The sequence below is a fragment of the Capnocytophaga sp. H4358 genome (genome assembly GCF_002302515.1).
GTDB classification, from domain to species: Bacteria; Bacteroidota; Bacteroidia; order Flavobacteriales; family Flavobacteriaceae; genus Capnocytophaga; species Capnocytophaga canis.
Map to the genome: position 1 here is coordinate 2,485,445 of NZ_CP022380.1, position 25,743 is coordinate 2,511,187.

Below are 25,743 nucleotides of genomic sequence, written 5' to 3' on the forward strand. Positions count from 1 at the left end.
ATTATGAAATATACAGACACAGGAAAAAAGGATACTCGAAGCGGCTTCGGGGCGGGATTGGCTGAGCTTGGGCGTACCAATCCTAACGTAGTGGCACTTTGTGCTGACCTTATCGGGTCGCTCAAAATGGAGAAGTTTATTGAAGAAAACCCTGAGCGTTTCTTCCAAATTGGTATTGCAGAAGCCAATATGATGGGCATCGCAGCAGGACTTACCATAGGAGGAAAAATTCCGTTTACGGGTACATTTGCCGCATTTTCAACCGGAAGGGTGTATGACCAAATCCGTCAGTCGATTGCATATTCGGGCAAAAATGTAAAGATTTGTGCTTCACACGCAGGACTTACCTTGGGGGAAGATGGAGCAACACACCAAATTTTAGAAGACATCGGTCTGATGAAAATGCTTCCCGGAATGGTAGTTATCAATCCGTGTGATTATAATCAAACCAAGGCGGCTACTATTGCCATCGCTGATTATCAAGGTCCGGTTTACTTACGTTTCGGGCGTCCGACTGTAGCAAATTTTACTCCGGAAGACCAAAAATTCGAAATCGGAAAAGGTATTCTTCTCACAGAAGGGAAAGATGTAACTATTGTTGCTACAGGACATTTGGTTTGGGAAGCCTTACTTGCTGCCGATGAATTGGAAAAGCAAGGTATTTCCGCTGAAGTAATTAACATTCATACTATCAAGCCTTTGGACGAGGAAATTATTTTAAATTCCGTAAAGAAAACCAAATGTATCGTTACTTGTGAGGAACACAATTACTATGGAGGATTGGGCGAAAGCGTAGCTCGTGTACTTACACAAAGGTTCCCTATTCCACAAGAATTCGTAGCGGTGAATGACACATTCGGAGAATCAGGAACACCTTCCCAGCTAATGAAAAAATACGGACTCGACAAAGATGGCGTACTAAAAGCTGTAGAAAAAGTATTAAAACGTAAATAGTTTGTTTTTTAAGTTTATACTTTTTAACTTTGCGACTGAACAAGTAAGAAAATATGTTATGAAGAAGATTTTTGCAATTGTATTATTGATTGTCGGTATTTTCGGCGGTTATAAAGGTTATCAAGTAATTGATGATAGCTCAAAAGGAATAGAGTTAGCAGGGTTTGAAATTAAAGCTGAAGACAAAGACTCTAAAACAATGGGGTACGTTTATTTAGGTCTTGGTGTAGCTGCTCTTGTTGGAGGTATAGTTCTTTTATCAAGAAAAAAATAAACATCACTAATTTATTGAAGTCATAAACGGGCTGAGAGTTAATACCCTCAGCCCGTTTATTTTAAATTGGTACATTTTGCGAAAGAATTTTATTAACTTACACCAAATCGAGCGGCTGTATTGAGTTTTCCGATAAGGCTTTTAGCCACTAAGTTAGTGTATGTTTTTTTTCGATATTTTGTGATAGGTTGAATTCCTATGATACTATTTGTGATAAAAAGTTCATCCGCTTTTTGTAGTTCGAAAGGAGAAATTGATGTTTCAATAACTTCAAATTCAGGGATTTTTTTTAGCAAATTAAGAAGTACTTTCCGAGTAATACCATTGATGCAACCGTCGGTTAGGGGAGGAGTTTTGAGTTTATTACCTTCCACCATAAACAAGTTACCGTTCAATGCTCCTGCAACATTCTTGTTACTGTTCAGTAAGATGCAATTTTGATAGTCGTTTTCTTTGGTAAAAACACTTCCTATGATATTAATAATCCGATTCGTGTGTTTTACATTAGCTAATAAATCAGGTTGTAGGTAAAAATCTTTAAAAAGTTCTACCTCGTAGGGTGTTTCATGCAATTCATAGAAAATAGACGAGATAGGATGTACTTCGATGAGGTAGTCAACATCATTTGTATGGGGAGTGTAAAGTCCGCCATTTTTTCGAGACACGGTCATCCTAACTCGTGTGGGGGTGTTGTTTAATTCATTGATATTTAATGTTTTTAGAATTTCATTTTCAAGAAATTCTAAAGTAAAATTCATAGGAATTTCCATTCGTAGGATACGCATACCTGCCATTAATCGTAGGTAGTGTTCCTCCCAAAAGACTAATTTTTGATTAGTATATTTAACAGTATCGAAAACAGCATCGCCATATTTGAAACCTCTGTTTTCACATGACAAAATAAGTTCCTCGGAAGATAGAAATGTCCCGTTGTAGTTTATTTTCATATAGTTATAATTAATTCTAAGCAGTACCTAAGGCGTGTCGAAGTTCGGTTACTTGGTTTTCCCACAACATTTTAGATTCTTCCAAATCATTGGGTTCGGCAAAATCTACCACGACTAATGAAACATCTTGAGTTAATTCATCGACCATAATTTTTAGTTCAAAATAAGAGTCGTCACCGCAGTCTAACCAACGGAATTTGATTGATTCATCCATTTTTTTGCGAAGTAATCGGGCTTTTTCCTGAGTGTCATCCCAAATAAAAGTATAAATCTCACCTCTTGAATTTACATCGTCAGCATACCATTCCGAAAGTCCAGAAGGTGTGGAAATATACTGATACAGCATTTGTGGAGAAACCTGAATGACAAATTCCATTTCATATTTTACCTTTTTCTGCATGTTGTTTATGTGATAAGATATTAATGAGGGCAATATATGTCTTTTAATTTAATATACCAACTTTTTAACATTTAATTTTGTGATTTTTGTGTAGACACGGTGATTTCAATCACACTTTCAATCTTTTACCGATTTATTTTTTATCGTAATAAAATAATTTTGGTAGTGTTTCCCAAAGTATGATACTCAAATCCACCCAAAATTGATGTAGAAAAACACAATTTCAAAGGCTTTTATATGGTTTTCAAACTTTTTTGAAAAACAACAAGTTTTCCTCACCGCTCGGCGTATCCGATGTCTCAAAAGTGTGTTGTTTCCTTCAATATCAGTAGTGTATTTTTTACCTACTTTATGTGTATATTCTTGAAAAACAGACGCAAAAGCTTCCCAATTGTCTGTACAAATCTCATCAAAACTAACGCCCAATTTCTTCAATTTCTCACGAAGTTTTTGGGCTGTTTTTATGTTTCGTTTGCCCCATACCCACGCTACAATTTCCTTTGTTTCAGCAGAATAAGCATAAATCAACCACTTTTTATTCTTCTTTTTTCCCACAAAAGTCCAAAGTTCATCAACTTGTAACGATTTGTATTTGTTTTGTTTGGGTTTGATTTCTCGATTGAAATTTACCAAAACCGAAAGTACTTTTTTGATGCTAACTTTTTCAATTTCAGCAATATCACGAATACCTACATTTCTTGCCAAAAGCAAGAGAATTTTCGCAGCAATATGCGAAGCCCAACCTTTGTAGGTCAGATTATGATCGCCGATAAATTGGCGTTTACAGGTTTTGCAAAGATAGTTTTGTTTTTTGTTCTTTTTATTCCCATTTTTGACTATCTTTGTGCTTTGACAATTGGGGCAATGGAGTTTAATTGTTATTAGCATTCAACAAAAATACAACTTTATTCCCTGATTGTCAAATTTTTATACCATCATACTTTTTAAAACACGACCATAATTTTTAATTTTGCAACACCTCTAATAGTGGTATTCTGCGGTATAAAACTTTCAGCCGATGTTGAAGGTCACTCCGTATTTTTATAGTAACAAACAAAAACTTGGATTAATTTTATAGGATGAAAAAATATTTTTTAATAGGATTACTGAGCGTTTCATTGTGTAGTTTAGCACAAGAATCTCTTCCTTTGGCTGTTCAACAAAAAAATGAATTGGATCAGAATTCATGGGTCAAAAATGTCCCATTTGAAAGAATATATACCCCTGAAATAGGTAATCAAATCAACCATTTTGATATTCGGAAGGATAATCCATTGGAATGGATGGTGGCACCTGCTTCGGGCGGATTATGGCTCAGTAAAGATGCAGGGATTACTTATGAAAATATCTTTCAAAATCAGCCTACACAACAGATAAAAACTTTTGCTGTGCATTGGGGTAAAGGTATTATTTGGGTGGCAACTCCCTATGGACTTTTTACTTCAAAGGATAAAGGTAACTCATGGTTTTTTGGTGGATTGCCCGAATTTAAAACCATTGAATCTGTTCACATAAACCCTCGGAATACGGATGAAGTAGTGGTTGCAGTTTTGGGAAATCCGTTTGATGCAGATGAAAAACGAGGTGTTTTCAAAACTTCGGATGAAGGCAAAACGTGGCAACATAGCTTGTTTGTTGGAAATAGAGCAGGTGTTAGCCAAATTATAGACACTCCTAATGGGCAAACACTATTTGCTTCGGTGTGGCATGACGAATCTACCACTTGGAAATCAATTTCTTACGGAAGTATGAGTGCTGTTTATAAGAGTGAAGATTTTGGGACTTCGTGGTCAAAGGTGTCTACAGATGGATTTTTGAGTGGCAACTTTATCGGTAAAATAGGATTAGCTGCTCATGGTGATGAGAAGGTCTATGCAGTGGTGGATAATAGAGGTTCAAAAACAAGGTCTGTAGCCACTCGGAATCTTGCTAAAATAACCAATATACATTTATTGGAACGCGATTTCGAAGCAATGAATAAAACAGATTTTTTAAATTTAGATGACAATAAACTCAATGCTTTTTTACATGCCATAGGGCAAGATAAAAAATATACTGCTCAAAATCTGAAAGATATGATTTCGGCTGAAATAACTTCACCTGCTCGGTTGATGATTTTTTTGGGAATTCGTCAACAGGAAGTCATAGGAGCTGAGGTTTATGTAACTTCCGATGGTGGAAAAACATGGCAAAAAACACATTCTCAACCTTTGGAAGATGTTTTTTATCAAAATGGAAACCAGTTTGGAGCTATTACTGTTGATCCTAATAATGATAAGCATCTTTTTATTGGGGCTTATCCTTTATTGGAATCTCTTGATGGGGGAAAGTCGTGGCAAAGTAAACATAACGTTTCTCTCGACGATAGTTTTGAAAAGATTTATTATCGAAATAATACGCTTTACGCAACGTCTAAAAAAGGTTTAGCAATTTCATATACTCAAGGTAAAGATTGGATTTTTAGGAATGTGCCTCAATCTGTTTCATTCACTAAGATAGGATATGATAAGCATCAAAAATCGCTGTTTTTAGCCAGTGAGCAAGGTGTTTTTATGAGTAAAAATAATATTTGGACAAAAATATCATCACAGCGACAGCTTTTTGGCTCTGAAAACGATATATATGTAGGCAGTGGAAATGGTATTTTTTATCGTTATAATGTAGAAAAGAATACTTTTTTACGCTTGAAGTCTTTATATACTTCAGAAAATAAAGCCCCTTTACGTTTTGGTAAACAGACTCCTTTATTGGTTTCTCAGCACAACAGTGATGTACTATATGTAGGAAGTAATAAAATGCGTTTTTCATCAGATAGAGGACAAAATTGGCGTACTATTTCTGAAGATTTGACTATTGGTTCGAAAAAAGGGAACGATATTTATGCTACTATTTCAGCTATTGCCGAATCGCCTTTGAGTGTTGGATTGCTCTATGTAGGTAGCGACGACGGTACGATTCATATAACCGGCAATGGAGGGACTACATGGCAAAGCATGTATTCTAACTCTAATGCATTTAAAGTTAATAATTTAGTTGCGTCTAAACATCATCAAAAACGTGTGTTTGCAACCTTTTCTCACCCTAACAAAACGAATCCAGAGCCTCTGATATTTATGAGTGAAGATCAGGGAGTTACGTGGACTGAACTTCGTAGCAATTTGCCCGATGGACGTATTAATATCGTTAAGGAAGATCCTAAAAATGAGCAAATTATTTATTTAGGTACTGATAGTGGGTTATATGTTTCTTTCAATTTAGGGGAGAGTTGGCACTCTTTTGGAAGTTTACCAGCGACAGGTATCTTAGATGTATTTATTAACGATGGTACGAGTGAGATTTTAGTGTCCACGGCAGGATATGGGGTATTCAAATCATCACTTGAGGTAATTCAACCGCTTCGTGTTGCAATTGTTGCACAAGATTTCTTTCCGCTACGAGAAAAAGTTCGGGTTGAACATTCTAATCGTTGGGGGAATACTTGGAGTGATTGGGAATCTGCTGAATTGCCAATAACCCATTTTGAAGTTTTTGCGTCCAAAGAGATGAAGTTGCAAATCAAAATTATGAAAGGAAAAGTAACTTTACAATCATTTACCTACAAGACCTCAAAAGGATTTAATTACATTCCGTACGACATGACCATTTCATCGGTAGGGAAGGTGATGTTTGAACGAGTTGCCAAACGTATTTCTTTAGAAACAGCTTCTGATGGAAGGGTTTATTTGCCAAAAGGAGAATATACAATTGTTTTTTCTGTTGAAGGAGGCTTTGACGAAGAGCGAATTTTGGAAATATACTAAAATATATTTCTAAAACTTTTGATATTATTTGTAAAGGTGTACTTTTGTAGTTCAGAATCTTAATGACCAAAATATGACCATATTATGAAAATAGCACTTCTTGGATACGGTAAAATGGGAAAAACCATTGAAAAAATAGCTTTAGAAAGAGGACACGAAATAGTTTTGAAAATTGATAGTGCGGATGCGGTTTACGATGTTTCTACTGTTGATGTAGCAATTGAATTTAGTACGCCTGACAGTGCATTTAACAATATCAGTAATTGTATTAAGCACCGAGTTCCCGTAGTTGCAGGAACCACAGGTTGGTTGAAAGATTATGATAAAGCCGTAGCAATGTGTGCTGAAAATCAAGGAACTTTCTTATATGCTTCAAATTTTAGTGTGGGCGTCAACGTGTTCTTTGCTCTCAATAAAACCTTGGCTAAGTTGATGGCTTCACGTAAAGAGTATGCTGTTTCCATTGAAGAAATTCATCATACACAAAAATTAGACGCACCCAGTGGTACCGCAATTACTCTGGCAGAAGGGATCATAGAAAAATCAGATAAAACGGGATGGAAATTAGATACTGCCCCAAAAAATGAGATCCCAATAAAGGCGAAACGTATTGAAAACGTACCAGGAACGCATACGATAATCTATGAAAGTGAAGTTGATACCATTGAAATAAAACACACAGCCCATAATCGGAATGGATTTGCTCTTGGAGCCGTACTTGCTGCCGAATGGATCGTAGACAAAAAAGGAGTTTTCTCTATGAGTGATGTTTTGGGAGTGTAATGTGTTAATAATTAGGTTTGTGTATTTCAAATAGAATCTATCTATAATACATAAAAATATAGGAATAAATTAAGAAGATGAACCATAAAGGTGCAACAAATAAGCACAGTAGATAATCGCATAGTAAAGAAGAATATACAAAAAATTAAACAACTAAAATGGATTGCAAAATTATATTTTCAGATGTTGATGGAACGCTACTTAATGGTGAAAGAACTATTTCTGAATCAACTATTTATGAAGTTAATCGCTTGAAAGACACGGTACCTTTTATATTGGTTTCTTCACGAATGCCTCGGCAGATGCGTTATTTACAAAATTTGTTGAAAACCATTGATTATCCTATGATAGCGTACAATGGAGCTTTGGTATTGTCCGATGATGGTCAGGTACTTCATTCCACTGAAATAGATATCACTCTGGTTGAGCAAATTGTCCAACTCAATGAACAACAGTTTAACGGCAAGATACATATTAGTTTGTATCATAATGATTTATGGTATGTACCTGACTATGATTTTTGGGCTCAACGTGAGGAAAACAATACGAAAACTACTCCAGAAATACGTTCAAATTCTCAAGTTATTACCGATTGGAAGGAACAAAATATAGGAGCTCATAAAATTATGTTAATGGGGGATGCTATGCTGATTGAGGAGATGTTCACTATATTAAACTCACAATTTGGACAAAATTTACATATTTATCGTGCTAAAGATACGTATATCGAAGTTTCTGACTTAAAAGTGTCAAAATTGACAGGTATTCGAGTGCTTTTGGAACATAAATATCCATTTACGTTGGATGAATCAATGGCTTTTGGTGATAATTATAATGATTTGGAAATGCTTCAAGGGGTAAAATATGGAATTGCCGTAGGAAATGCACGTCAGGAGGTGAAAAAAATAGCTTATGGAGTTACATTTCATCATAAAGAAGATGGAGTTGCACGGTATTTAGCTTCTTTTTTTCACAGTTAATGGATATTTTTTCACAAAAAAGTAGGTTTCGTTGTAACATAAATTTTGCAGATATTATTTATTTTTATATGTTTGCAAAAAATATATTACAAAAATGAGAAAAAGTTTTTTAACAGTAGTAACCTTACTTTTCGGAATGACAGCGGTTTATGGACAAGCGTACATTTCTGTTAGCGGAGGTTATGGATTTGAAGCCAACAAAAAAGTGGTTGGACGTGAAGTAACGGCAAGTGGTGTAAGCGAATTAAAAGGGAGCTACGGAGCTGGTCTTCAGACACAATTGCGAGGAGGTTATTTTTTTACAAAACGTTTAGGAGTCGAGTTATCTGTAGGATACCTACACGGAGAAGATGTTAAAACAAACAAATCTCCTTTGGTGGATATGAAAGCACGTGGAAGAGCTTTTGGAGCTTCGCTATCGGCAGTATTTAATGTGACTGAAAATATATATCTAAGGGCAGGAGGTGTTACCAAAATTGGTGGAAAAACAGAAAGTTTTACCAGTTTAAATGCAACAATTCCTGGAATACCACATACTCCATCAAGTTCTTTCATACCTATGGTCCCTTTAAAAGTTGATTTCCAAACTGATTTTCACGGAAAAGTTCCTTTTGGTTTTATAGGAGGTTTGGGATACAGACTTAAACTCAGTGATAATGTTTCACTTTTTGTTGAAGGGGAATATCTAATGGTCAATGTAGGTAGAAAAACATCAAAATTGGATAATTTTTCAGCAACTATTGCGGGCAAATCAATTTCTTATGAGCAATTTAAAACAATGGCAACAGCCATGGCTCAGACTCCTGCTGGGGCTACTTTCCAATCATTATTACCACTTATTGAACAAGAATACGATTGGTCTGATAAAAATCCACCTGCAGCGCCTTACTCATCAATAGGAGTTAATTTTGGATTGACATACACGTTATAAGAAATATTTTTTAGCTGATTTTTTGAATACAGAAGAGGATTTAGCTATTAACAATTTCGGGAAGTTTCTAACATTCAGTTAGATAACTTTCCGAAGTTTTTTTATTTTTAAAGCTGTTTTCATTTATGCAAAGTTTTTAAAAAAAGTAGTATATTTGCCTGTAGCTTTATTATTTCAAATTTTAACTAATGAGTTTACTAAGAATAAAGGATATAAGACGTGATTTCAAATTGGGTAGTGAAATTCTTCACGTACTAAAGGGGATTGATTTAATCATTGAAAAAGGTGAATATGTTGCTCTTATGGGGCCTTCAGGTTCTGGAAAATCCACGTTGATGAATATTTTAGGTTGTTTGGATACACCTACATCGGGAGAATACATTCTCAACGGGAAAGATGTGAGTAAAATGTCGGATGCGGAACTTGCCGATATTCGTAATAAAGAAATTGGTTTTGTATTTCAAACATTTAACTTAATGCCACGAACCACGGCTTTGGATAATGTTGCTTTACCGATGGTATATGCTGGTGTAGGTAAAGAAAAACGTAGTGAGAGAGCCAAAGAAGTACTTCAACTTGTTGGACTTGGTGACCGCATGATGCACAAGCCCAATGAACTCTCCGGAGGGCAACGACAGCGTGTAGCTGTAGCTAGAGCTTTGGTAAATTCTCCTTCTATTATTTTAGCTGATGAGCCTACTGGAAATTTAGATTCTAAGACTTCCTATGAAATCATGGCCTTGTTTGACGAAATTCATAGCAAAGGAAACACCGTCATTTTGGTAACTCACGAAGAGGATATAGCTCAACATGCACATCGAATTATTCGTTTGAGAGATGGACTTATTGATAATGACACCCGAAAATAATGTAATTAATCATGGAATTATTTATTTATGTAACCATCGGATTGGCTGTCGCTTTTGTATTGGTTGTTTGGAATAATAAAAACAACCGAAAAAAGTTGAGTAGTCGAAAAAATAGGAATTTCAGACAAAATTACGAGCAAAAAAAAGAAAAAGTTAAAAAATAAGAGCTAGTAAAAGTTCATTTTTGATAGTGTTTGTCATTCTCGCCCAAAAATCTTTGACTTTTCAGATGTTTCTTTTTGTAACTAATTTGATTTAAAAAGACAATCCTTGAAACCCTGCGGAATAATCTCTGTCAAAAAGTGTTTTTTCGTTTTTTACGATGGGAGTAGATCTCAGAAGACTTTGGTTGAGTGAAAGTGTCGACTGATAATCTGTAATTTATAATTTTTTATGAAATCAAACATATTTTGAGAGTAATTCGAAAGATTTATCCTGACAATCCACTACCCGAAAGAATAAATCTCGGCAGGAAAGATAATAGAATCTGATTTTATTTCTTGTATAGACGTAATTTTTTCTTCCAAAATAGAAAAAACATCTATTTTATCTACACTATTTTGTATCTGACAAGAAACAAAAACAAAAAACAAGAAAATGTATGCGTATTTTATCGTTTTCATGAGAAATAAATTAAACGACTGAAAAACTAAATTAGAAAATGAACTTAAACCTATTTTGCAATAAACGAGTACTTCAGGTACATTGCAAAGGTAACTAGTTACTTTCACGAAAAAACAAAACGTCCTACTACAAAATGACATTTACTACACTTTTCTCCATACGTGGAATAGAAAAATAAATAACTTACCAAACACTTTACATAAAGTATTTTTTGTATGAAAATCAATAAATTAAACTAAGAATAAAAGTGTTAAATTAATTTTTACCCATAATCCTACGTAACAACACTTCTACTTCAGAGTTTTTTTTACTACTTTTGCCAAAAAATTAACCGATGAATTTTGATATTAAAGAAATTATATCTGCTACAATGGTACTTTTTGCTGTGATTGACATCATTGGTAGTATTCCGATAATCATTAATTTACGCCAAAAAGTGGGGCATATTCAATCAGAAAAAACAGCTATTGTAGCAGGACTGTTACTAATTTTGTTTTTATTTTTAGGAAAGGAGATTCTGAACCTTTTTGGAGTAACAGTAGAGTCCTTTGCCGTGGCGGGTGCTTTTATTTTATTCTTTCTGGCTTTGGAAATGATTTTGGGAATAACACTTTACCGTGACGAGGAACCTCAAACAGCTTCAATCGTTCCGTTGGCGTTTCCCTTAGTTGCAGGTGCTGGATCTCTCACCACTGTTTTGTCCTTACGAGCTGAATTCCAAGTGGAAAACATAATTGCAGGAATTCTTATTAATATTATTTTCGTATATTTTGTTCTAAAATCTTCAAAAAAGATAGAAAAAATATTAGGTAAGCAAGGTATCAGCGTGATTCACAAAATATTTGGTGTAATATTATTAGCCATTGCTGTTAAATTATTTGCAACCAACATAAAAGGGCTCTTTGCTACAGAGGGAGTAGCTTCATTATTTTAAAAACATTCAAAATGAGGATATTAATTTATATACTACTAATCCTTTCGGTGATCAGCATCGGGGTTAATATTTATCTGATTGATTTTTCCAATTCGTTGGAGGGGCGTAGTTTTATTGCATTGATTTCGGCAGGAATAGCTTTGATAGCTTTTTTGCTGTTGTTGATATTTTTGGTAGCAAAACGTATTCGAAAATAAAAAAATGGCTCAGTTAAATAGTAAAGAAAATAATTTCTTCCTTTTTGCAGGACCTTGTGCTATTGAGGGAGAGGATATGGCGATGAAAATTGCCGAGAAGATAGTGTCTATTACAGAAAAATTACATATACCATATGTATTTAAAGGTAGTTTCAAGAAAGCTAATCGCAGTAGAATTGACTCTTTCACGGGTATTGGTGATGAAAGAGCGTTAAGAATCCTTGAAAAGGTAGGTAAAACTTTTGGAATACCAACAGTTACGGACATTCATGAAGTGAGCGATGCGGAATTAGCCGCTCAATATGTGGACGTGCTTCAAATACCTGCGTTTTTGGTTCGACAAACCGATTTAGTAGTTGCTGCCGCTAAAACAGGTAAGGTCGTAAATCTGAAAAAAGGACAGTTTATGAGTCCTGAAAGCATGAAACATGCCGTACAAAAAGTAAAAGACAGCGGAAATAATAACGCTCTAATCACTGATCGAGGAACCATGTTTGGCTATCAAGATTTGATAGTTGATTTCAGAGGCATTCCAACTATGCGAAGCTATGCACCTGTTATTATGGATGTTACACATTCACTACAACAACCCAATCAAACGAGTGGTGTTACTGGGGGCAGACCTGACATGATTGAAACCATAGCTCGTGCGGCTATTGTAAACAACGTTGATGGATTGTTTATAGAAACCCATTTCGACCCTATCAACGCTAAAAGTGACGGAGCAAATATGCTTCACCTCGACTTACTTGAGGGACTTTTAACAAGGCTCACAGCAATTCGAAAAACAATCAATTCATTCAATGAGTAGTCAAACTAACCTGCCTTGGTATCTGTTTGCAATTAAGTCCTTGAGTTGGCAACTAAAATTTAGTAGAAAATAATATAAAATGAGATATGTCGATAATCTCGACAAGAATAAGTATGTATCACGAAAAAGCTCTTTCAAATCCTATTTTTACATTAATTAGTGATATTTCTGAAGAAATTTCGTTAGAAAGTTATGTCATTGGTGGATTCGTTAGGGACTATATCCTCAAACGCAAACTTCCAAAAGATATTGACATTGTTTCTATTGGAAGTGGGATTTCATTGGCGGAAAAAGTAGCCGAAAAATTGCCTGACAATCCAAAAGTGTCAATATTTAAAAATTTCGGTACAGCAATGATTAAATGTGACGGACTAGACATTGAATTTGTAGGGGCAAGAAAAGAAAGTTATAGCTCGAATTCTCGAAAACCTTATGTAGAAAGTGGTACATTAAAAGACGATCAAAATCGCCGTGACTTTACCATTAATGCAATGGCATTATCACTTTCAAAATCAAATTTTGGTGAGCTTATTGATCCTTTCAATGGTCTTTCTGATCTTGAGAATAAAATCATCCGAACTCCACTTGACCCTGATATAACCTATTCCGATGACCCTCTCAGAATGATGCGTGCTATTAGGTTTGCAACACAATTAGGCTTCACCATTGAAAAAGAATCTCTCCAAGCTATTGCTCGAAACAAAGATCGTTTGAGAATCATTTCCAACGAGCGTATCGTAGACGAACTCAACAAAATTCTAGCCTCACCAAAACCTTCCATAGGACTGAAATTGCTTTACGAAACAGGGCTACTACATCACATACTTCCTGAACTCATTGATTTAAAAGGGGTTGAAGAACAGGATGGGCAACGCCATAAAGACAATTTCTGGCATACACTTGAAGTTGTAGACAACATTGCCGAAAATACCGATAATTTGTGGCTACGTTGGTCAGCATTACTACACGATGTGGGGAAGGCTCCCACAAAGCGTTTCGACAAGAAAATTGGTTGGACATTCCACGGACACGAGTTTTTGGGTAGTAAAATGGTTTACCAAATTTTCAAACGACTGCGGATGCCTCTGAACGAAAAAATGAAATACGTACAGAAAATAGTCCGTATGAGTTCACGACCTATCATAATTGCAGAGGATATCGTAACAGATTCAGCAGTACGTCGCTTGGTTTTTGATGCAGGTGATGATTTTGAAGATTTGATGACGCTTTGTGAGGCTGATATTACCACGAAAAACCCTAAAAAAATCAAAAAATATCGCGACAATTTCCAGATAGTACGCCAAAAAGTGGTAGAAGTAGAGGAAAAAGATCACATTCGCAACTTTCAACCTCCTATTTCAGGGGAAGAAATCATGGAAGTATTCAACTTAAAACCTTCACGAGAAATAGGCATTCTTAAAGATGCTATCAAAGAAGCTATCTTGGAAGGTAAAATCCCGAATGATTACACTGCGGCGAAAGATTTCATGTTTGAAAAAGCAAAAAAAATGAACTTAGTAAAGTAAATCATAAAGTATAACAACAAACTTATACATCTTCTAACTCAATCATATTCAAGGAGTATAATTACAAATTACATTATCGTAAATATCATTACACTCGAAACTGTAAGTTGATCAATTCCTTAGAGATAATGAAAGGTAAATTCTCCCATTTCACTCACTCGTGATTTGGGTAGGTTTTCTATATAGAACTCTTTCTCGTAAACAATTACGAAATCTCCTACCGTTGCTTTATGAACCAAAAACTATTTTTTGGCATTTCTAATTATTTTTCTACCTTTGCATATTAATATAATATGAGGAAATTATGTTTGATAATTTAAGTGATAAGTTAGAGAAAGCGTTACACAATCTTAAAGGACACGGAAAAATAACGGAAATCAACGTTGCTGAAACGCTCAAAGAGGTACGTAGAGCCTTATTGGACGCCGATGTCAACTATAAAATAGCTAAAGATTTTACTTCGAAAGTAAAAGAAAAAGCATTAGGACAAAGCGTACTAACATCTCTACAACCTGGTCAACTAATGGTGAAAATCGTCAAGGACGAACTTACCGAATTGATGGGGGGAGACGCTACGGGAATCAATCTATCAGGTAACCCTTCTGTGATTTTGATGTCAGGTTTACAAGGTTCTGGAAAAACGACTTTCTCTGGTAAATTAGCTAACTTCCTTAAAAAGAAAAAAAACAAAAAACCGCTGTTAGTTGCCTGTGACGTATATCGTCCTGCGGCAATTGACCAGCTTCACATTGTAGGAGAACAAGTGGGAGTTGAAGTTTTTTCGGATAGAGGAAACAACAATCCTGTGGATATTGCTCAAAAAGGGGTTCAGTATGCCAAATCCAACGGATACAACGTTGTAATCGTCGATACGGCAGGACGCTTGGCTGTGGATGAACAAATGATGAATGAAATCTCCAACATCCATAAAGCATTAAATCCTCAAGAGACTCTTTTCGTTGTGGATTCAATGACAGGACAAGATGCCGTAAACACCGCCAAAGCTTTTAACGATGTGCTTAATTTTGACGGTGTTATCCTTACCAAATTGGATGGAGACACAAGAGGTGGTGCTGCGATTTCTATCAAATCGGTGGTGGATAAACCTATCAAATTTATCGGTACGGGAGAGAAAATGGACGCTATAGATGTTTTCTATCCTGAGCGTATGGCCGATCGTATTTTGGGAATGGGTGATGTGGTCTCGCTGGTAGAAAGAGCTCAAGAGCAATTTGACGAAGAACAAGCTCGAAAATTACAAAAGAAAATCGCTAAAAACCAATTCGGATTTGATGATTTCTTGGAACAAATACAACAAATCAAACGCATGGGAAGCATGAAAGACCTTTTGGGGATGCTTCCTGGTGTTGGAAAAGCTGTTAAAGATTTGGATATTAATGATGATGCCTTCAAACACATCGAAGCGATTATTTATTCAATGACTCCAAAAGAACGTAGCAACCCATCCATCATTGATACCAATCGAAAACGTCGTATTGCCAAAGGAAGTGGAAGAGACATTCAAGAGGTTAACCAACTCATGAAACAATTCTCCCAGATGAGTAAAATGATGAAAATGATGCAAGGAGGAGGCGGTAAGAAAATGATGCAAATGATGCAAGGAATGCGAAGATAACTTCTTTTTTTGTATATCCCTTCAAAATAAATGACAAAAGGGCAGTACTTGAACAAAAGGAATGATTTTTGTCATATAATACCAAGTTTATAGATTATAATTGATATGAATGATAATTTTTCGCCGAGAGTAAAAAGAATTCTCGCCTATAGCAATGATGAAGCCATTCGATTAGGGCAATCCGTAGTCGGGACGGAACACCTCATTTTAGCTTTATTACAAGAGGGAGAAGGAAGAGCCATAGATGTTCTACTGAGTTTAAACACTGATTTGGAACGCCTACGTCAGCAAATTTATGGTTTAACTTCAATGCGAGGATTAAATCCTGGTAGTCATAACACCATGCATTTTACCCAACAGGCGGAAAGGGCTATGCATGCATCTCATTTAGAAGCCAGAAATTCACAAGACGACACTGTGAACAGTGGGCATCTGTTACTGAGTATATTACGCAACGAAAACGACCCTACAACAAAGATTTTCAATCGTTTAGGAGTTAGTTATGACATTGTAAAAACAAAATTCCAACCTACACAAGGCGATCATTTTTTGCGTGGAAATATTTCTAATGAATTTGAAGAGTTTGACAAAAGTGACAAACCAACCCCCGACAAAGGAAAAGGACAGCAAGAATCAGGAACACAACGAGGAGCCAAAAAGCTAACTGTTTTGGATAACTTTGGTAGAGATTTGACTCTATTAGCTGAACAAGGACAATTGGATCCTGTGGTAGGACGCGACAAAGAAATTGAGCGTGTTTCTCAAATCCTGAGCCGACGTAAGAAAAATAATCCTTTACTTATAGGTGAGCCTGGCGTTGGAAAAAGTGCCATTGCCGAAGGTCTTGCATTGCGAATCATACAAAAGAAAGTTTCAAGAGTACTTTACAACAAACGCGTAGTTACCCTTGACATAGCTTCGTTAGTAGCAGGGACAAAATATCGTGGGCAGTTTGAGGAACGTATGAAAGCTATCATGAATGAGTTGGAAAAAAATGATGATATCATCTTATTTATCGATGAAATTCACACAATGGTAGGTGCAGGAGGAGCAGGTGGAAGTTTAGATGCTTCCAATATGTTCAAACCAGCATTAGCTCGTGGTGAAATACAGTGTATTGGAGCAACTACCTTAGATGAATATCGACAATCCATTGAAAAAGATGGTGCATTGGAAAGACGTTTTCAAAAAGTTATCGTTGAGCCAACTTCGATTGATGAAACTATCCAGATATTACAAAATATCAAGAAAAAATATGAAGACCACCACAATGTAATCTATACAGATGAAGCTATTGAAGCCTGTGTTAAACTAACAAGTAGATACCTCACTGATCGTTTCTTACCCGATAAGGCTTTAGATGCCTTGGATGAGGCTGGAGCAAGAATCCACATCACTCAAATGAAAGTTCCTAAGAAGATTTTGGAATTGGAAGAAGAATTGGAAGAAGTTGTAAAAGCAAAAAATAATGCTGTTGCTCGTCAACAATTTGAAGAAGCAGCTCGTTTGCGTGATGACGAAAAACGAATCGAAGCCACATTAAAAGAGGTACATCGCAAGTGGGAAGAAGATGCCAAACTGAATCGCGACACTGTAACAGAAGAGCATATAGCCGATGTGGTATCTATGATGAGTGGCATTCCTGTAAGTAGAATTGCTCAGACAGAAATGAATAAACTTTCAACACTTTCCGATACTATCAAAGAAAAGATTATTGGGCAAGATGTTGCTGTTGAAAAGATTATCAAATCAATCAAACGAAACAGGACAGGTTTAAAGGATCCTAATAAGCCCATTGGTTCGTTTATATTTTTAGGGCAAACAGGAGTAGGTAAAACACAGTTAGCTAAAGTGTTAGCTCGGGAATTGTTTGATTCAGAAGACACGATGATTCGCATTGATATGAGCGAGTACATGGAAAAATTCTCAACCACTCGACTTATTGGAGCTCCTCCAGGTTATGTTGGCTATGAGGAAGGAGGACAATTAACGGAAAAGGTACGCCGCAAACCTTATTCAGTAGTGCTTTTAGATGAAATTGAAAAAGCACATCCTGATGTGTTTAATATGTTATTACAGGTACTTGACGACGGTTTTTTGACAGACAGCCTTGGACGAAAAATTGATTTCAGAAACTGTATCATCATTATGACTTCAAATGTTGGAGCAAGACAGGTCAAGGAATTTGGACAAGGAATCGGGTTCGGAACCGCTGCAAAAACCTCACAATCAGATGCACATGAAAAATCAATCGTTGAAAATGCTCTGAAAAAGGTATTCGCTCCTGAATTTCTAAACCGCATTGACGATGTGATAACCTTCAATCCGTTGAGTAAAGAGGATATTTTCCGAATCATTGATATTGAATTGAAAAAATTATACTTACGCATTAAGGATTTAGGTTACACTATCGAATTGAGTGAAAAAGCGAAAGAGTTCATTGCTGAAAAGGGCTATGACAAACAATATGGTGCCCGACCGCTGAAACGTGCCATTCAAAAATATGTAGAAGATATACTGGCGGAAGAAATAGTAGCTTCACATATCAAAGAAGGAAATACGATATATTTTGATGTAGACGAGCAAAATGAAAATCTTAAAATTGTTGTAAACTAAATTATAGTGTATTTATTCAACAGAAAATGCAAATTAACTTTGCTGAGGTGTTAAAACTTTGGCAAAGTTTTTGCTATTGTAAGTATTAACTTAAAGGGTTGGTATTGAAACTCGTACAGGTCAAATAGCACAAAAGTTAAAAACTTAATGATGAGAAATTGCTGATTATTCTATCTACTTGAAAGATGAAAATAAAACTGTTATTACTAATTTTTGGATTGTTATTAACTTCCTGTGCTGAACGATATAGCACACGGAAGCGGACTACAACTTCCTATAAATCAACTACAAAAAAAAATAAAAAAGCAAAAAACAGTACTACAAAATATGTTACTTCCAAACAACCTATAAAAACGAAACAGAGAACCAATATTTCAAAAGCTGAAAATCCTATTCGAGATACAAACACTGAGATTCCAGCATCCTCAAACGCAAAAGGAACTACCAAAAAAGTGATTGATACTGCTTTTTCTTATTTAGGAACGCCGTATCGCTACGGTGGAACTACCCGTTCTGGAATGGATTGTTCGGGCTTTGTTTGTACGGTTTACAAAACGGTAGGCGTACCTCTTAGTCGTTCTTCCACTGATATGGCAAATCAAGGAAATGGTGTGAAACTTAATAATATTCGAGTGGGGGATTTGCTTTTCTTTGCTACGGGGAAAACAAATCGTATTTCGCACGTAGGCATTGTAGTAGAAACGGGAAGTGAAGTCAAATTCATACATTCTTCAACATCACGAGGAGTTATCGTATCATCTCTTAATGAGGGATATTGGTCAAAAGCATACAGAAAAGCAAAACGGGTTATGTGAAATTTACAAATTTAGCCATACTAACCATTCTTATCGGAATTGTAATAGGTATTGCAATTCCAAAGGGTGATTTTTTGTCTTTACAGACGAGTTCAATATCCATAGCTATAGCAATTTTCATATTAGGTGTACATCTGTTTCTATCACTTCAAAAATCAATTTTCAGTAAAGGGTTTGTTTTAACTACTTTTTTAACTTCAATCGCAGTTGGAATATTTGTTAGTATACTGCATGATCCTACGACAAAATCAACACATTACACAAATGCATTGAAAAAACAAACTCCTTATTTACTAAAAGCTAAAATTATTGAACAAACTTCAAAATCAAGTTTTGGAATAACCTATAAAGCAGACTTACTCTCAGCTGACCATCAACCTACAAGTGGATCTATTTTATGCTTCTTTCCTGAAAACGCTATTCAAAATACTGATTTTCAACGAAATGATGTGATTATTTTTGCATCGAAACTGAATGACATTCCTACTCCTAAAAACCCATACCAGTTTGACTACAAACAATATATGGAACGACAAGATGTATTCGGACTTGCGAACGTATCAAATTACACACTCATTTCTGGTGAAAAATCTTCTTTTTCCATTATTTCAGTAGCTGAAAACATACGCCGTAACAGCGAAACTATATTGGAAACGTATTTTTCAAAAGAAACTACTTCCTTATTGAAAACGCTTCTTTTAGGAAATCGATCTGATTTAGATGAAGAAGTATATCAAAATTACATCAACGCAGGAGCTGTACATATTCTCGCTATCTCAGGGCTTCATGTGGGGATTATAACCATCATCTTGTTGTACTTACTAAAAAAAATACCTGACAAAAAACATTGGAAATCAATACGTTTTGGAATATTACTTGTCAGTTTATGGAGTTTTGCTTTTATTGCAGGATTGTCGTCATCCGTATTACGAGCTGTTACAATGTTTAGCTTTATGGGAGTCGCTTCGTTGCTCAATCGCAGACGTGGACGCTTTGATTCACTCATGCTTTCTATGTTGTTCTTATTACTTATTCGACCAAACTTTTTGTATGAAGTTGGATTTCAGTTGAGTTATGCTTCTGTATTTTCTATTTTAGTGTTTTACCCACGAATGGAACGCTGGTGGCAACCGAAAAACAAAATCGTCAGTTACTTTTGGGGATTATTGCTTATCGGATTTGCAGCACAAATCATTGTTCTACCAATAAGTCTGTACTATTTCCGTCAGTTCCCTACTTTGTTTTTTATATCTAATCTACTGATTGTTCCTTTGTTAGCTCCAATCTTAATATTCGGGATTTTGTCTTTAATTTGTGGATTTTTAAACGTAGTACCCCTGTTTTTAGTCTCAATCACAGAGTTTTTAATCAACTGTATAAATACGTTTGCAGGTTTGATTGCTAATCAAGAGGATTTTGTTATCAAGCACATCTATTTTGATAATAAGATTCTAATTACCAGTGTTTTAGTTTTAATTACTGTAATATATTTAGTAAATAAAGTACAGTACAAACGTATAATACTGTTTTTAATTTCTGTAATAATTTTTCAAGGAGTGTTGTTCTACGGCAAATATCAATCTGAAACTACAGAAGAGTTTATTGTTTTTCAAAAATACAAGCAAAATATTTTCTTAAAACGAAAGGGCAATAAAATTACTGTATATCAACCTGATACAACTCAAAATTTCCGCTTAATTGAAAACTACCAAAAAGCTAAAGGTATAAACGATGTGAAAACAAAAGAAATTCCTTCTATTACTGATTTTCAACATAAAAATATTTTATTCGTTGATAGTTTAGGAATATACCCAAAAGACTTAGGATTGGTAATAGACAATCTGATTTTAATGGATGCTCCTAAGGTGAATTTTGAGCGTATGTTACTGGAAATTAAGCCTAAAAATGTAATTTCTAACGGAACAAATCCTCCTTATTTACTGAAGAAATGGCGGGAAACTTGTGAAAAACAAAATATCCCATTTTATGCAACCTCTGAAGAGGGAGCTTTTGTTTTGAATTCTTATGGGAAATAGAATATACTGAAAAAACAGCATTTTCAAAATGTTTCAACATAAGTAAAGTGTTTCAAGATTGTAAAAAAACACTATATTTGCATTGCTAAACAAGTTATTTTCTTCAATGAATCATTCTAAAAAACATATCAAAATCATTGAATGTCCGCGCGATGCTATGCAAGGATTGAAAGATTTTATAGCTACCGAAAAAAAAGTGGATTATATCCAATCCTTACTGAATATCGGGTTTGATACTATTGATTTTGGTAGTTTTGTATCGCCAAAAGCTATTCCACAAATGGCGGACACCGCTCAGGTATTAGAAAAATTAGACCTATCAGATACTAAAAGTAAACTACTTGCCATCATTGCTAACGAACGAGGAGCTGATGACGCTACCAAGTATCCACAAATTGACTATTTAGGCTATCCGTTTTCAATTTCAGAAAATTTTCAGATGCGAAACACTCACAAGACCATAGCGGAAAGTCTTACAACGCTGGATTATGTAAAAAATAAAACGGAAAAAAGTGGCAAAGAGCTGGTTGTTTATGTATCCATGGGGTTTGGAAATCCGTATGGAGACCCTTGGAACGAAGAAATTGTAGAACATTGGGTTGAAAAACTTATAGAAAAAGATATCCGTATTATTTCGCTCTCTGACACCATTGGAAGTGCTGAGGGTGAGACTATTAAAAAATTATTTACATATCTTATACCTAAATATCCTACCGTTGAATTTGGAGCTCATTTTCACACTTCGCCTAACGATTGGCACGAAAAAGTGGATAATGCTTATCGATCGGGATGTATGCGTTTCGATGGAGCTATTCGCGGATACGGAGGTTGCCCTATGGCTAAGGATGAGCTTGTAGGAAATATGCCTACTGAAAAACTGATTTCTTATTTTCAAAAACAACAAATGCCAATAGGTTTAAATCTATTGGCATTTGAAAGTAGCTATAATGAAACTATGAAAATCTTTCAGAATTAAATGTTACTTTCCTTGTGTTTTTAGGCTATCTCTTTGAATTTCAATTGAATTTCCTTCAGAAAGGTTTATTTTGACATCGGATTGAGAAAGTGGTATGTCAAAGTTATTCTCATTAATTTTTACGTTATTCACTCGGTCAAGCAAAAACATATGTCTGTTCCAATGGAAAGGCTCAAAATCGTTGTTTTTCTTGATTGTATTATTCTTAAATATCATATTATCAACGGATTTTGCATAGAGAATAGGTGCGTCGAATGTTTGGAATTCATTGTTTTCAATCACAATTCCTGAATGGAAAAACTGTTGTTGCTGATCCAAATTTGGTATCTCTGGGTAAATAGATATTACAGCATTTGTAAACTGGTAATTAGCCGTTAAAGAATTTATAAACGTATTGTTACGAATAATCACATCACGACAAGCTCCTGTTTCATACCATCCGTTACAATCACCGCATAACAAAATTGCCGTTCCGTGAGTATGATCAAATAAATTATTCTCACATATCACTTTTTTTGGAGTACTGAACAAAGCTCCTCTGGCTCGATTATTACGAATGACATTGTTACTAAAAACGACTTCGGGTACCCAGGTAAGATTCTCAACTCCAAAGGGTTGGTCTCCATTGAGTTCTTTAGGAATATCTTGTGTAAAAGAGATTTCAAAAATTTTTGCCCCAAACTCCGTTGGTCTATCTACAGCCTTAATGGAAGCTATTTTGTAAGTTTTTCCATCTACTAAGTCCATTGATTGAGAAGAAATAAACTGTACATCGTCCCCTACTTCTCCCCATAAAAATCCCCACGCTTGTGGATGCATATATTTAGCTTTTATGGTTTTATCATCTACTCTATCAATGATTTTTAGATACGTTCCATGTACATTTATAGCATCGTCAGCCATACCTTCATACAATCCATTTTCGGAACGAATCACTCCTTTACAGGCTGAAAAATGTGTGGCATCTGCCTGAGTAGTAAAATAACGAGGATCATTATCTCCTTTCAAACATACTGAAAATTTGTTAAGAGTAATGTTTTCAGACATTTGAGCGAGCAAACCCATGCCCCAAGCATAGTGAACTTTGACATTTTCTACATTTGTATTTTTGCAGTAGTCTATCACAATTCCAGGGGTAGGTCGGTTATAAGTTCGTAAAGCAAATCGCTCTCCTATTTTGGTCAAAAGATTTTGACTCCAGCCTTCAATTTTTAGTACATTCGGACGTAATTCAGTGATTTTTTCTGTTTTGAAATCAACATCAGCTCGTTTGTAGGACAATCGCCGATTAGGGTCGAATGCCATTACCCAAGTAGGTTGTAATTGGTAATCTTCACCCAAAAGAAGTAATTTTTCATTTTCAATTTTATAATTCCCTGCAGGATGTATCTCAGCTACAGAAATATTGTTTTCAGCATCAACTTCCAGAATTTGAAGTTGTCGCAAATGTGGTAATTCAAAATCTATTGAAAAATTTTTCAAGGTAATGTTTTCACAACCTTTCATCACAAAGGGAATCATCGTACCATGAAAAATTAGCTCACTACCGTTACCGTCGATGGTGATATTTTTCATATTTTCCAAGTAAAAAGCTACTTTTTTAGGGTTGTCTTGGTCATGATTGGAGATATACAATTCCTTCTCAAAAGCACCATCGCTGTGAAAATGATAGATGTTTTTATCTAAAACAATGGTTGTCGGTTGGGTATTGTCCGTTTGTTGTAATGAGTTTATCAAAGCTCCAACAATAGGAGAATAATTTTCAACATTCTGATTTTTAGAAACAAAATCAGAAATTTTGACCTGTCTCTCTTCTTGAGGATGCTGACAGGCTAAGCATAGAAAACTCAATAGTAGTACAGTTTTATTCATTTTAATTTATATTTTGGATTACTAAACTCCGACAAATTTACGAAAATAAACTTTTTTTCGACTATTGTTCTAGTACAAATTACGCGTTGAATGAAAACAAATTTTAACCATTGAGTTGTATATTTTAAAATTATGAGAAACTGTTATTGAAATTTAGTTCAACCGATGTAACCTCTCTCATTAAAATTGAATTTTCAAAAGTCAAAAGAATTTACTTTCCAATTTTGTTAAGCAAAAATTTGATTTTGATGACTAAATGTGCTACAAACAATTTCAGAGATTCTGACTTGCTATATTCCTCTACATTTAGTACCTTTGTGGGCGATACAACCGAAAATGTTCAATTAAAATTATGATAAACACACCACACGAAGTTATTGAAATAACCAAAGGAATGGCTCTAAAAAAATATAACACCACCTTTGGAAAATTAGTCATTTTAGGCATCCTTGCAGGTTTTTACATTGGAATGGGAGGCGTACTTTCCTCATTAGCAGGAGCGGGTATTGGAGGAATAGCCGAAACAAATCCCATACTGCCAAAACTTATCAGTGGAGCTACATTCCCTTTGGGGTTGATGCTCATCATTTTAGTTGGAGGCGAACTTTTCACAGGAAATAATGCCAACCTAATTCCAGCTACAATACAAGGCGAAATTCCAAAAACTTATTTCCTTAAAAATTGGATAATCATTTTTATATCGAATTTCATCGGATTAATTATTTTTGATTACATTTTTGTGTATCATTCAGGAATTATGCAGTCTGAACCTTATGCAAGTTACATCACTAAGTTGGCTGAATACAAAACACATTTACCTTGGCATCAGGTGTTTATACGAGGAATAGGAGCCAATTGGTTAGTTTGTTTGGCGGTTTGGCTTGGACTTTCATCTCAAACAATGCTTGGACGTTTAGCAGGTTTATGGTGGCCTGTGATGGCATTCGTTGTTATGGGATTTGAACATTCCATCGCCAATATGTTTTATATTCCCACAGGAATTTTTCACGGTGCAAATGTAACTTGGACAGCTTTTTTCGTAGATAATTTAATCCCTGCAACGCTTGGAAATATTGTCGGAGGAGCTATCTTCGTAGGAGGGGTTTATGGTTTTTTATACGGAAGTAAAAAAAAATAAATTGTTGAATTTCAGGTTTACTAATATTTTCAAATCTCGATTCATAATTTTTATAAACTAACCCAACAATTATGAAGAATCTAAATAAAAGTGTTCCTTTGCGTCCACGCTTTATTGTCGAGAGTGAGAAGCCGGTTGATGAGCTATTGCATCGTGTCAGAGAATGTAAAGAAATATTCAAAGAGAAGTATCTATTGGTGATTTCTGACCGGCAGGTATGGATACATATTCATAAAAATCAGCGAAAATATTACTCTCCGCACCTGCAAGTTGAATTTCAACCTAAAGAAGAGGGAGGCACACGCATTCGAGCTCTTTTTGGTCCAGAACCTACCCTTTGGACGTTTTTTGTGTTTCTACATTTCGCTATCGCCACTACTTTTGTCATTTTTTTAGTATTGGCCTACTCTCATCATATTCTCAAAGATAGTTTTAGTTTTGATTTGATAATGATGGCGTTAATGGTCGCATTATGGTTTTTTCTATATATTTTCGCACGAATCAGCCGAACCAAAGGAGTTCCACAAATGTATGAACTCCGAGAGGTCTTGGACGATTTTTTGGAATAGATGAGTCGGACATATCTACGAATTATTGGGCGACAGAACTATAAATTCGGTATGA

General features: G+C 35.3%; 23 protein-coding genes. 19 read left to right on the forward strand and 4 right to left on the reverse strand.

Annotation, left to right across the window (positions count from 1 at the left end; genetic code table 11):
* Both CGC49_RS10455 and CGC49_RS10460 read left to right on the forward strand, forming a co-directional pair.
* Complete coding sequence (locus CGC49_RS10455; RefSeq protein ID WP_095912582.1) at positions 1–954, forward strand: transketolase family protein; 954 nt, start codon at positions 1–3, stop codon at positions 952–954.
* Between the two features lie 58 nt (positions 955–1,012).
* A complete protein-coding gene (locus tag CGC49_RS10460) occupies positions 1,013–1,228 on the forward strand; it encodes a hypothetical protein (protein WP_042005672.1) in 216 nt (71 codons plus the stop codon).
* Between the two features lie 92 nt (positions 1,229–1,320).
* Here the strand turns inward: CGC49_RS10460 and CGC49_RS10465 are convergent, their stop codons facing one another.
* The 3 genes from CGC49_RS10465 to CGC49_RS10475 all read right to left on the reverse strand — a co-directional run bounded on the left by CGC49_RS10465 (position 1,321) and on the right by CGC49_RS10475 (position 3,463).
* Positions 1,321–2,175, reverse strand: a complete 855-nt coding sequence (locus CGC49_RS10465; protein WP_095912583.1) for an aminotransferase class IV — start codon at positions 2,173–2,175, stop codon at positions 1,321–1,323.
* 16 nt (positions 2,176–2,191) lie between these two features.
* Positions 2,192–2,575, reverse strand: a complete 384-nt coding sequence (locus CGC49_RS10470) for an START-like domain-containing protein (RefSeq protein ID WP_042005667.1) — start codon at positions 2,573–2,575, stop codon at positions 2,192–2,194.
* A 186-nt stretch (positions 2,576–2,761) separates the two neighbouring features.
* Positions 2,762–3,463 (reverse strand): IS1 family transposase, encoded by a 702-nt coding sequence (locus CGC49_RS10475; protein ID WP_095911610.1) that lies wholly within the window; start codon positions 3,461–3,463, stop codon positions 2,762–2,764.
* 191 nt (positions 3,464–3,654) lie between these two features.
* On the opposite strand from CGC49_RS10475, the gene CGC49_RS10480 reads away from it, so the two are divergent.
* The 15 genes from CGC49_RS10480 (at position 3,655) to CGC49_RS10545 (ending at position 22,109) form a co-directional block, all read left to right on the forward strand.
* Positions 3,655–6,375, forward strand: coding sequence for a hypothetical protein (locus tag CGC49_RS10480; RefSeq protein WP_095912584.1), 2,721 nt, complete (start codon positions 3,655–3,657; stop codon positions 6,373–6,375).
* Between the two features lie 84 nt (positions 6,376–6,459).
* On the forward strand, positions 6,460–7,158 hold the full coding sequence (gene dapB, locus CGC49_RS10485; protein WP_095912585.1) for a 4-hydroxy-tetrahydrodipicolinate reductase: 699 nt from the start codon (positions 6,460–6,462) through the stop codon (positions 7,156–7,158).
* Positions 7,159–7,316: 158 nt separating this feature from the next.
* On the forward strand, positions 7,317–8,138 hold the full coding sequence (locus CGC49_RS10490; RefSeq protein ID WP_042005661.1) for a Cof-type HAD-IIB family hydrolase: 822 nt from the start codon (positions 7,317–7,319) through the stop codon (positions 8,136–8,138).
* 94 nt (positions 8,139–8,232) lie between these two features.
* Positions 8,233–9,069 (forward strand): outer membrane beta-barrel protein, encoded by an 837-nt coding sequence (locus tag CGC49_RS10495; RefSeq protein WP_042005660.1) that lies wholly within the window; start codon positions 8,233–8,235, stop codon positions 9,067–9,069.
* Positions 9,070–9,257: 188 nt separating this feature from the next.
* A complete protein-coding gene (locus CGC49_RS10500) occupies positions 9,258–9,938 on the forward strand; it encodes an ABC transporter ATP-binding protein (RefSeq protein ID WP_042005658.1) in 681 nt (226 codons plus the stop codon).
* An 11-nt stretch (positions 9,939–9,949) separates the two neighbouring features.
* Positions 9,950–10,102, forward strand: a complete 153-nt coding sequence (locus CGC49_RS11260) for a hypothetical protein (RefSeq protein WP_198540629.1) — start codon at positions 9,950–9,952, stop codon at positions 10,100–10,102.
* Positions 10,103–10,896: 794 nt separating this feature from the next.
* Positions 10,897–11,496 carry a MarC family protein gene (locus CGC49_RS10505; protein WP_042005655.1) on the forward strand — a complete coding sequence of 200 codons (600 nt, stop codon included), beginning with the start codon at positions 10,897–10,899 and terminating at the stop codon, positions 11,494–11,496.
* A gap of 11 nt (positions 11,497–11,507) precedes the next feature.
* Entirely contained in the window at positions 11,508–11,693 is a 186-nt protein-coding gene (locus tag CGC49_RS10510) for a hypothetical protein (RefSeq protein ID WP_042005653.1), read from the forward strand.
* Between the two features lie 4 nt (positions 11,694–11,697).
* Entirely contained in the window at positions 11,698–12,504 is an 807-nt protein-coding gene (gene kdsA, locus CGC49_RS10515; protein ID WP_042005650.1) for a 3-deoxy-8-phosphooctulonate synthase, read from the forward strand.
* A gap of 113 nt (positions 12,505–12,617) precedes the next feature.
* Positions 12,618–14,030 carry a CCA tRNA nucleotidyltransferase gene (locus CGC49_RS10520; RefSeq protein WP_042005647.1) on the forward strand — a complete coding sequence of 471 codons (1,413 nt, stop codon included), beginning with the start codon at positions 12,618–12,620 and terminating at the stop codon, positions 14,028–14,030.
* A 304-nt stretch (positions 14,031–14,334) separates the two neighbouring features.
* A complete protein-coding gene (gene ffh, locus CGC49_RS10525) occupies positions 14,335–15,666 on the forward strand; it encodes a signal recognition particle protein (RefSeq protein WP_042005644.1) in 1,332 nt (443 codons plus the stop codon).
* Positions 15,667–15,771: 105 nt separating this feature from the next.
* The gene (locus CGC49_RS10530; protein ID WP_042344391.1) at positions 15,772–18,282 is read left to right on the forward strand and encodes an ATP-dependent Clp protease ATP-binding subunit; all 2,511 of its coding nucleotides are present in this window, start codon (positions 15,772–15,774) and stop codon (positions 18,280–18,282) included.
* Positions 18,283–18,467: 185 nt separating this feature from the next.
* Positions 18,468–19,097 carry a C40 family peptidase gene (locus CGC49_RS10535; RefSeq protein WP_042005640.1) on the forward strand — a complete coding sequence of 210 codons (630 nt, stop codon included), beginning with the start codon at positions 18,468–18,470 and terminating at the stop codon, positions 19,095–19,097.
* Positions 19,094–21,133, forward strand: a complete 2,040-nt coding sequence (locus CGC49_RS10540; protein WP_095912759.1) for a ComEC/Rec2 family competence protein — start codon at positions 19,094–19,096, stop codon at positions 21,131–21,133. Before CGC49_RS10535 ends, CGC49_RS10540 begins: the two co-directional genes overlap by 4 nt.
* Before the next feature lie 106 nt (positions 21,134–21,239).
* A complete protein-coding gene (locus CGC49_RS10545; RefSeq protein ID WP_095912586.1) occupies positions 21,240–22,109 on the forward strand; it encodes a hydroxymethylglutaryl-CoA lyase in 870 nt (289 codons plus the stop codon).
* 3 nt (positions 22,110–22,112) lie between these two features.
* Here CGC49_RS10545 and CGC49_RS10550 read toward each other — a convergent pair whose 3' ends face one another.
* Positions 22,113–23,981 (reverse strand): alpha-1,3-galactosidase B, encoded by a 1,869-nt coding sequence (locus CGC49_RS10550; protein WP_095912587.1) that lies wholly within the window; start codon positions 23,979–23,981, stop codon positions 22,113–22,115.
* A gap of 352 nt (positions 23,982–24,333) precedes the next feature.
* Between CGC49_RS10550 and CGC49_RS10560 the strand changes: the two genes are divergently transcribed.
* A complete protein-coding gene (locus CGC49_RS10560) occupies positions 24,334–25,119 on the forward strand; it encodes a formate/nitrite transporter family protein (RefSeq protein ID WP_095912589.1) in 786 nt (261 codons plus the stop codon).
* A 71-nt stretch (positions 25,120–25,190) separates the two neighbouring features.
* Positions 25,191–25,688 (forward strand): hypothetical protein, encoded by a 498-nt coding sequence (locus CGC49_RS10565; RefSeq protein ID WP_095912590.1) that lies wholly within the window; start codon positions 25,191–25,193, stop codon positions 25,686–25,688.
* Positions 25,689–25,743: the final 55 nt, after the last annotated feature.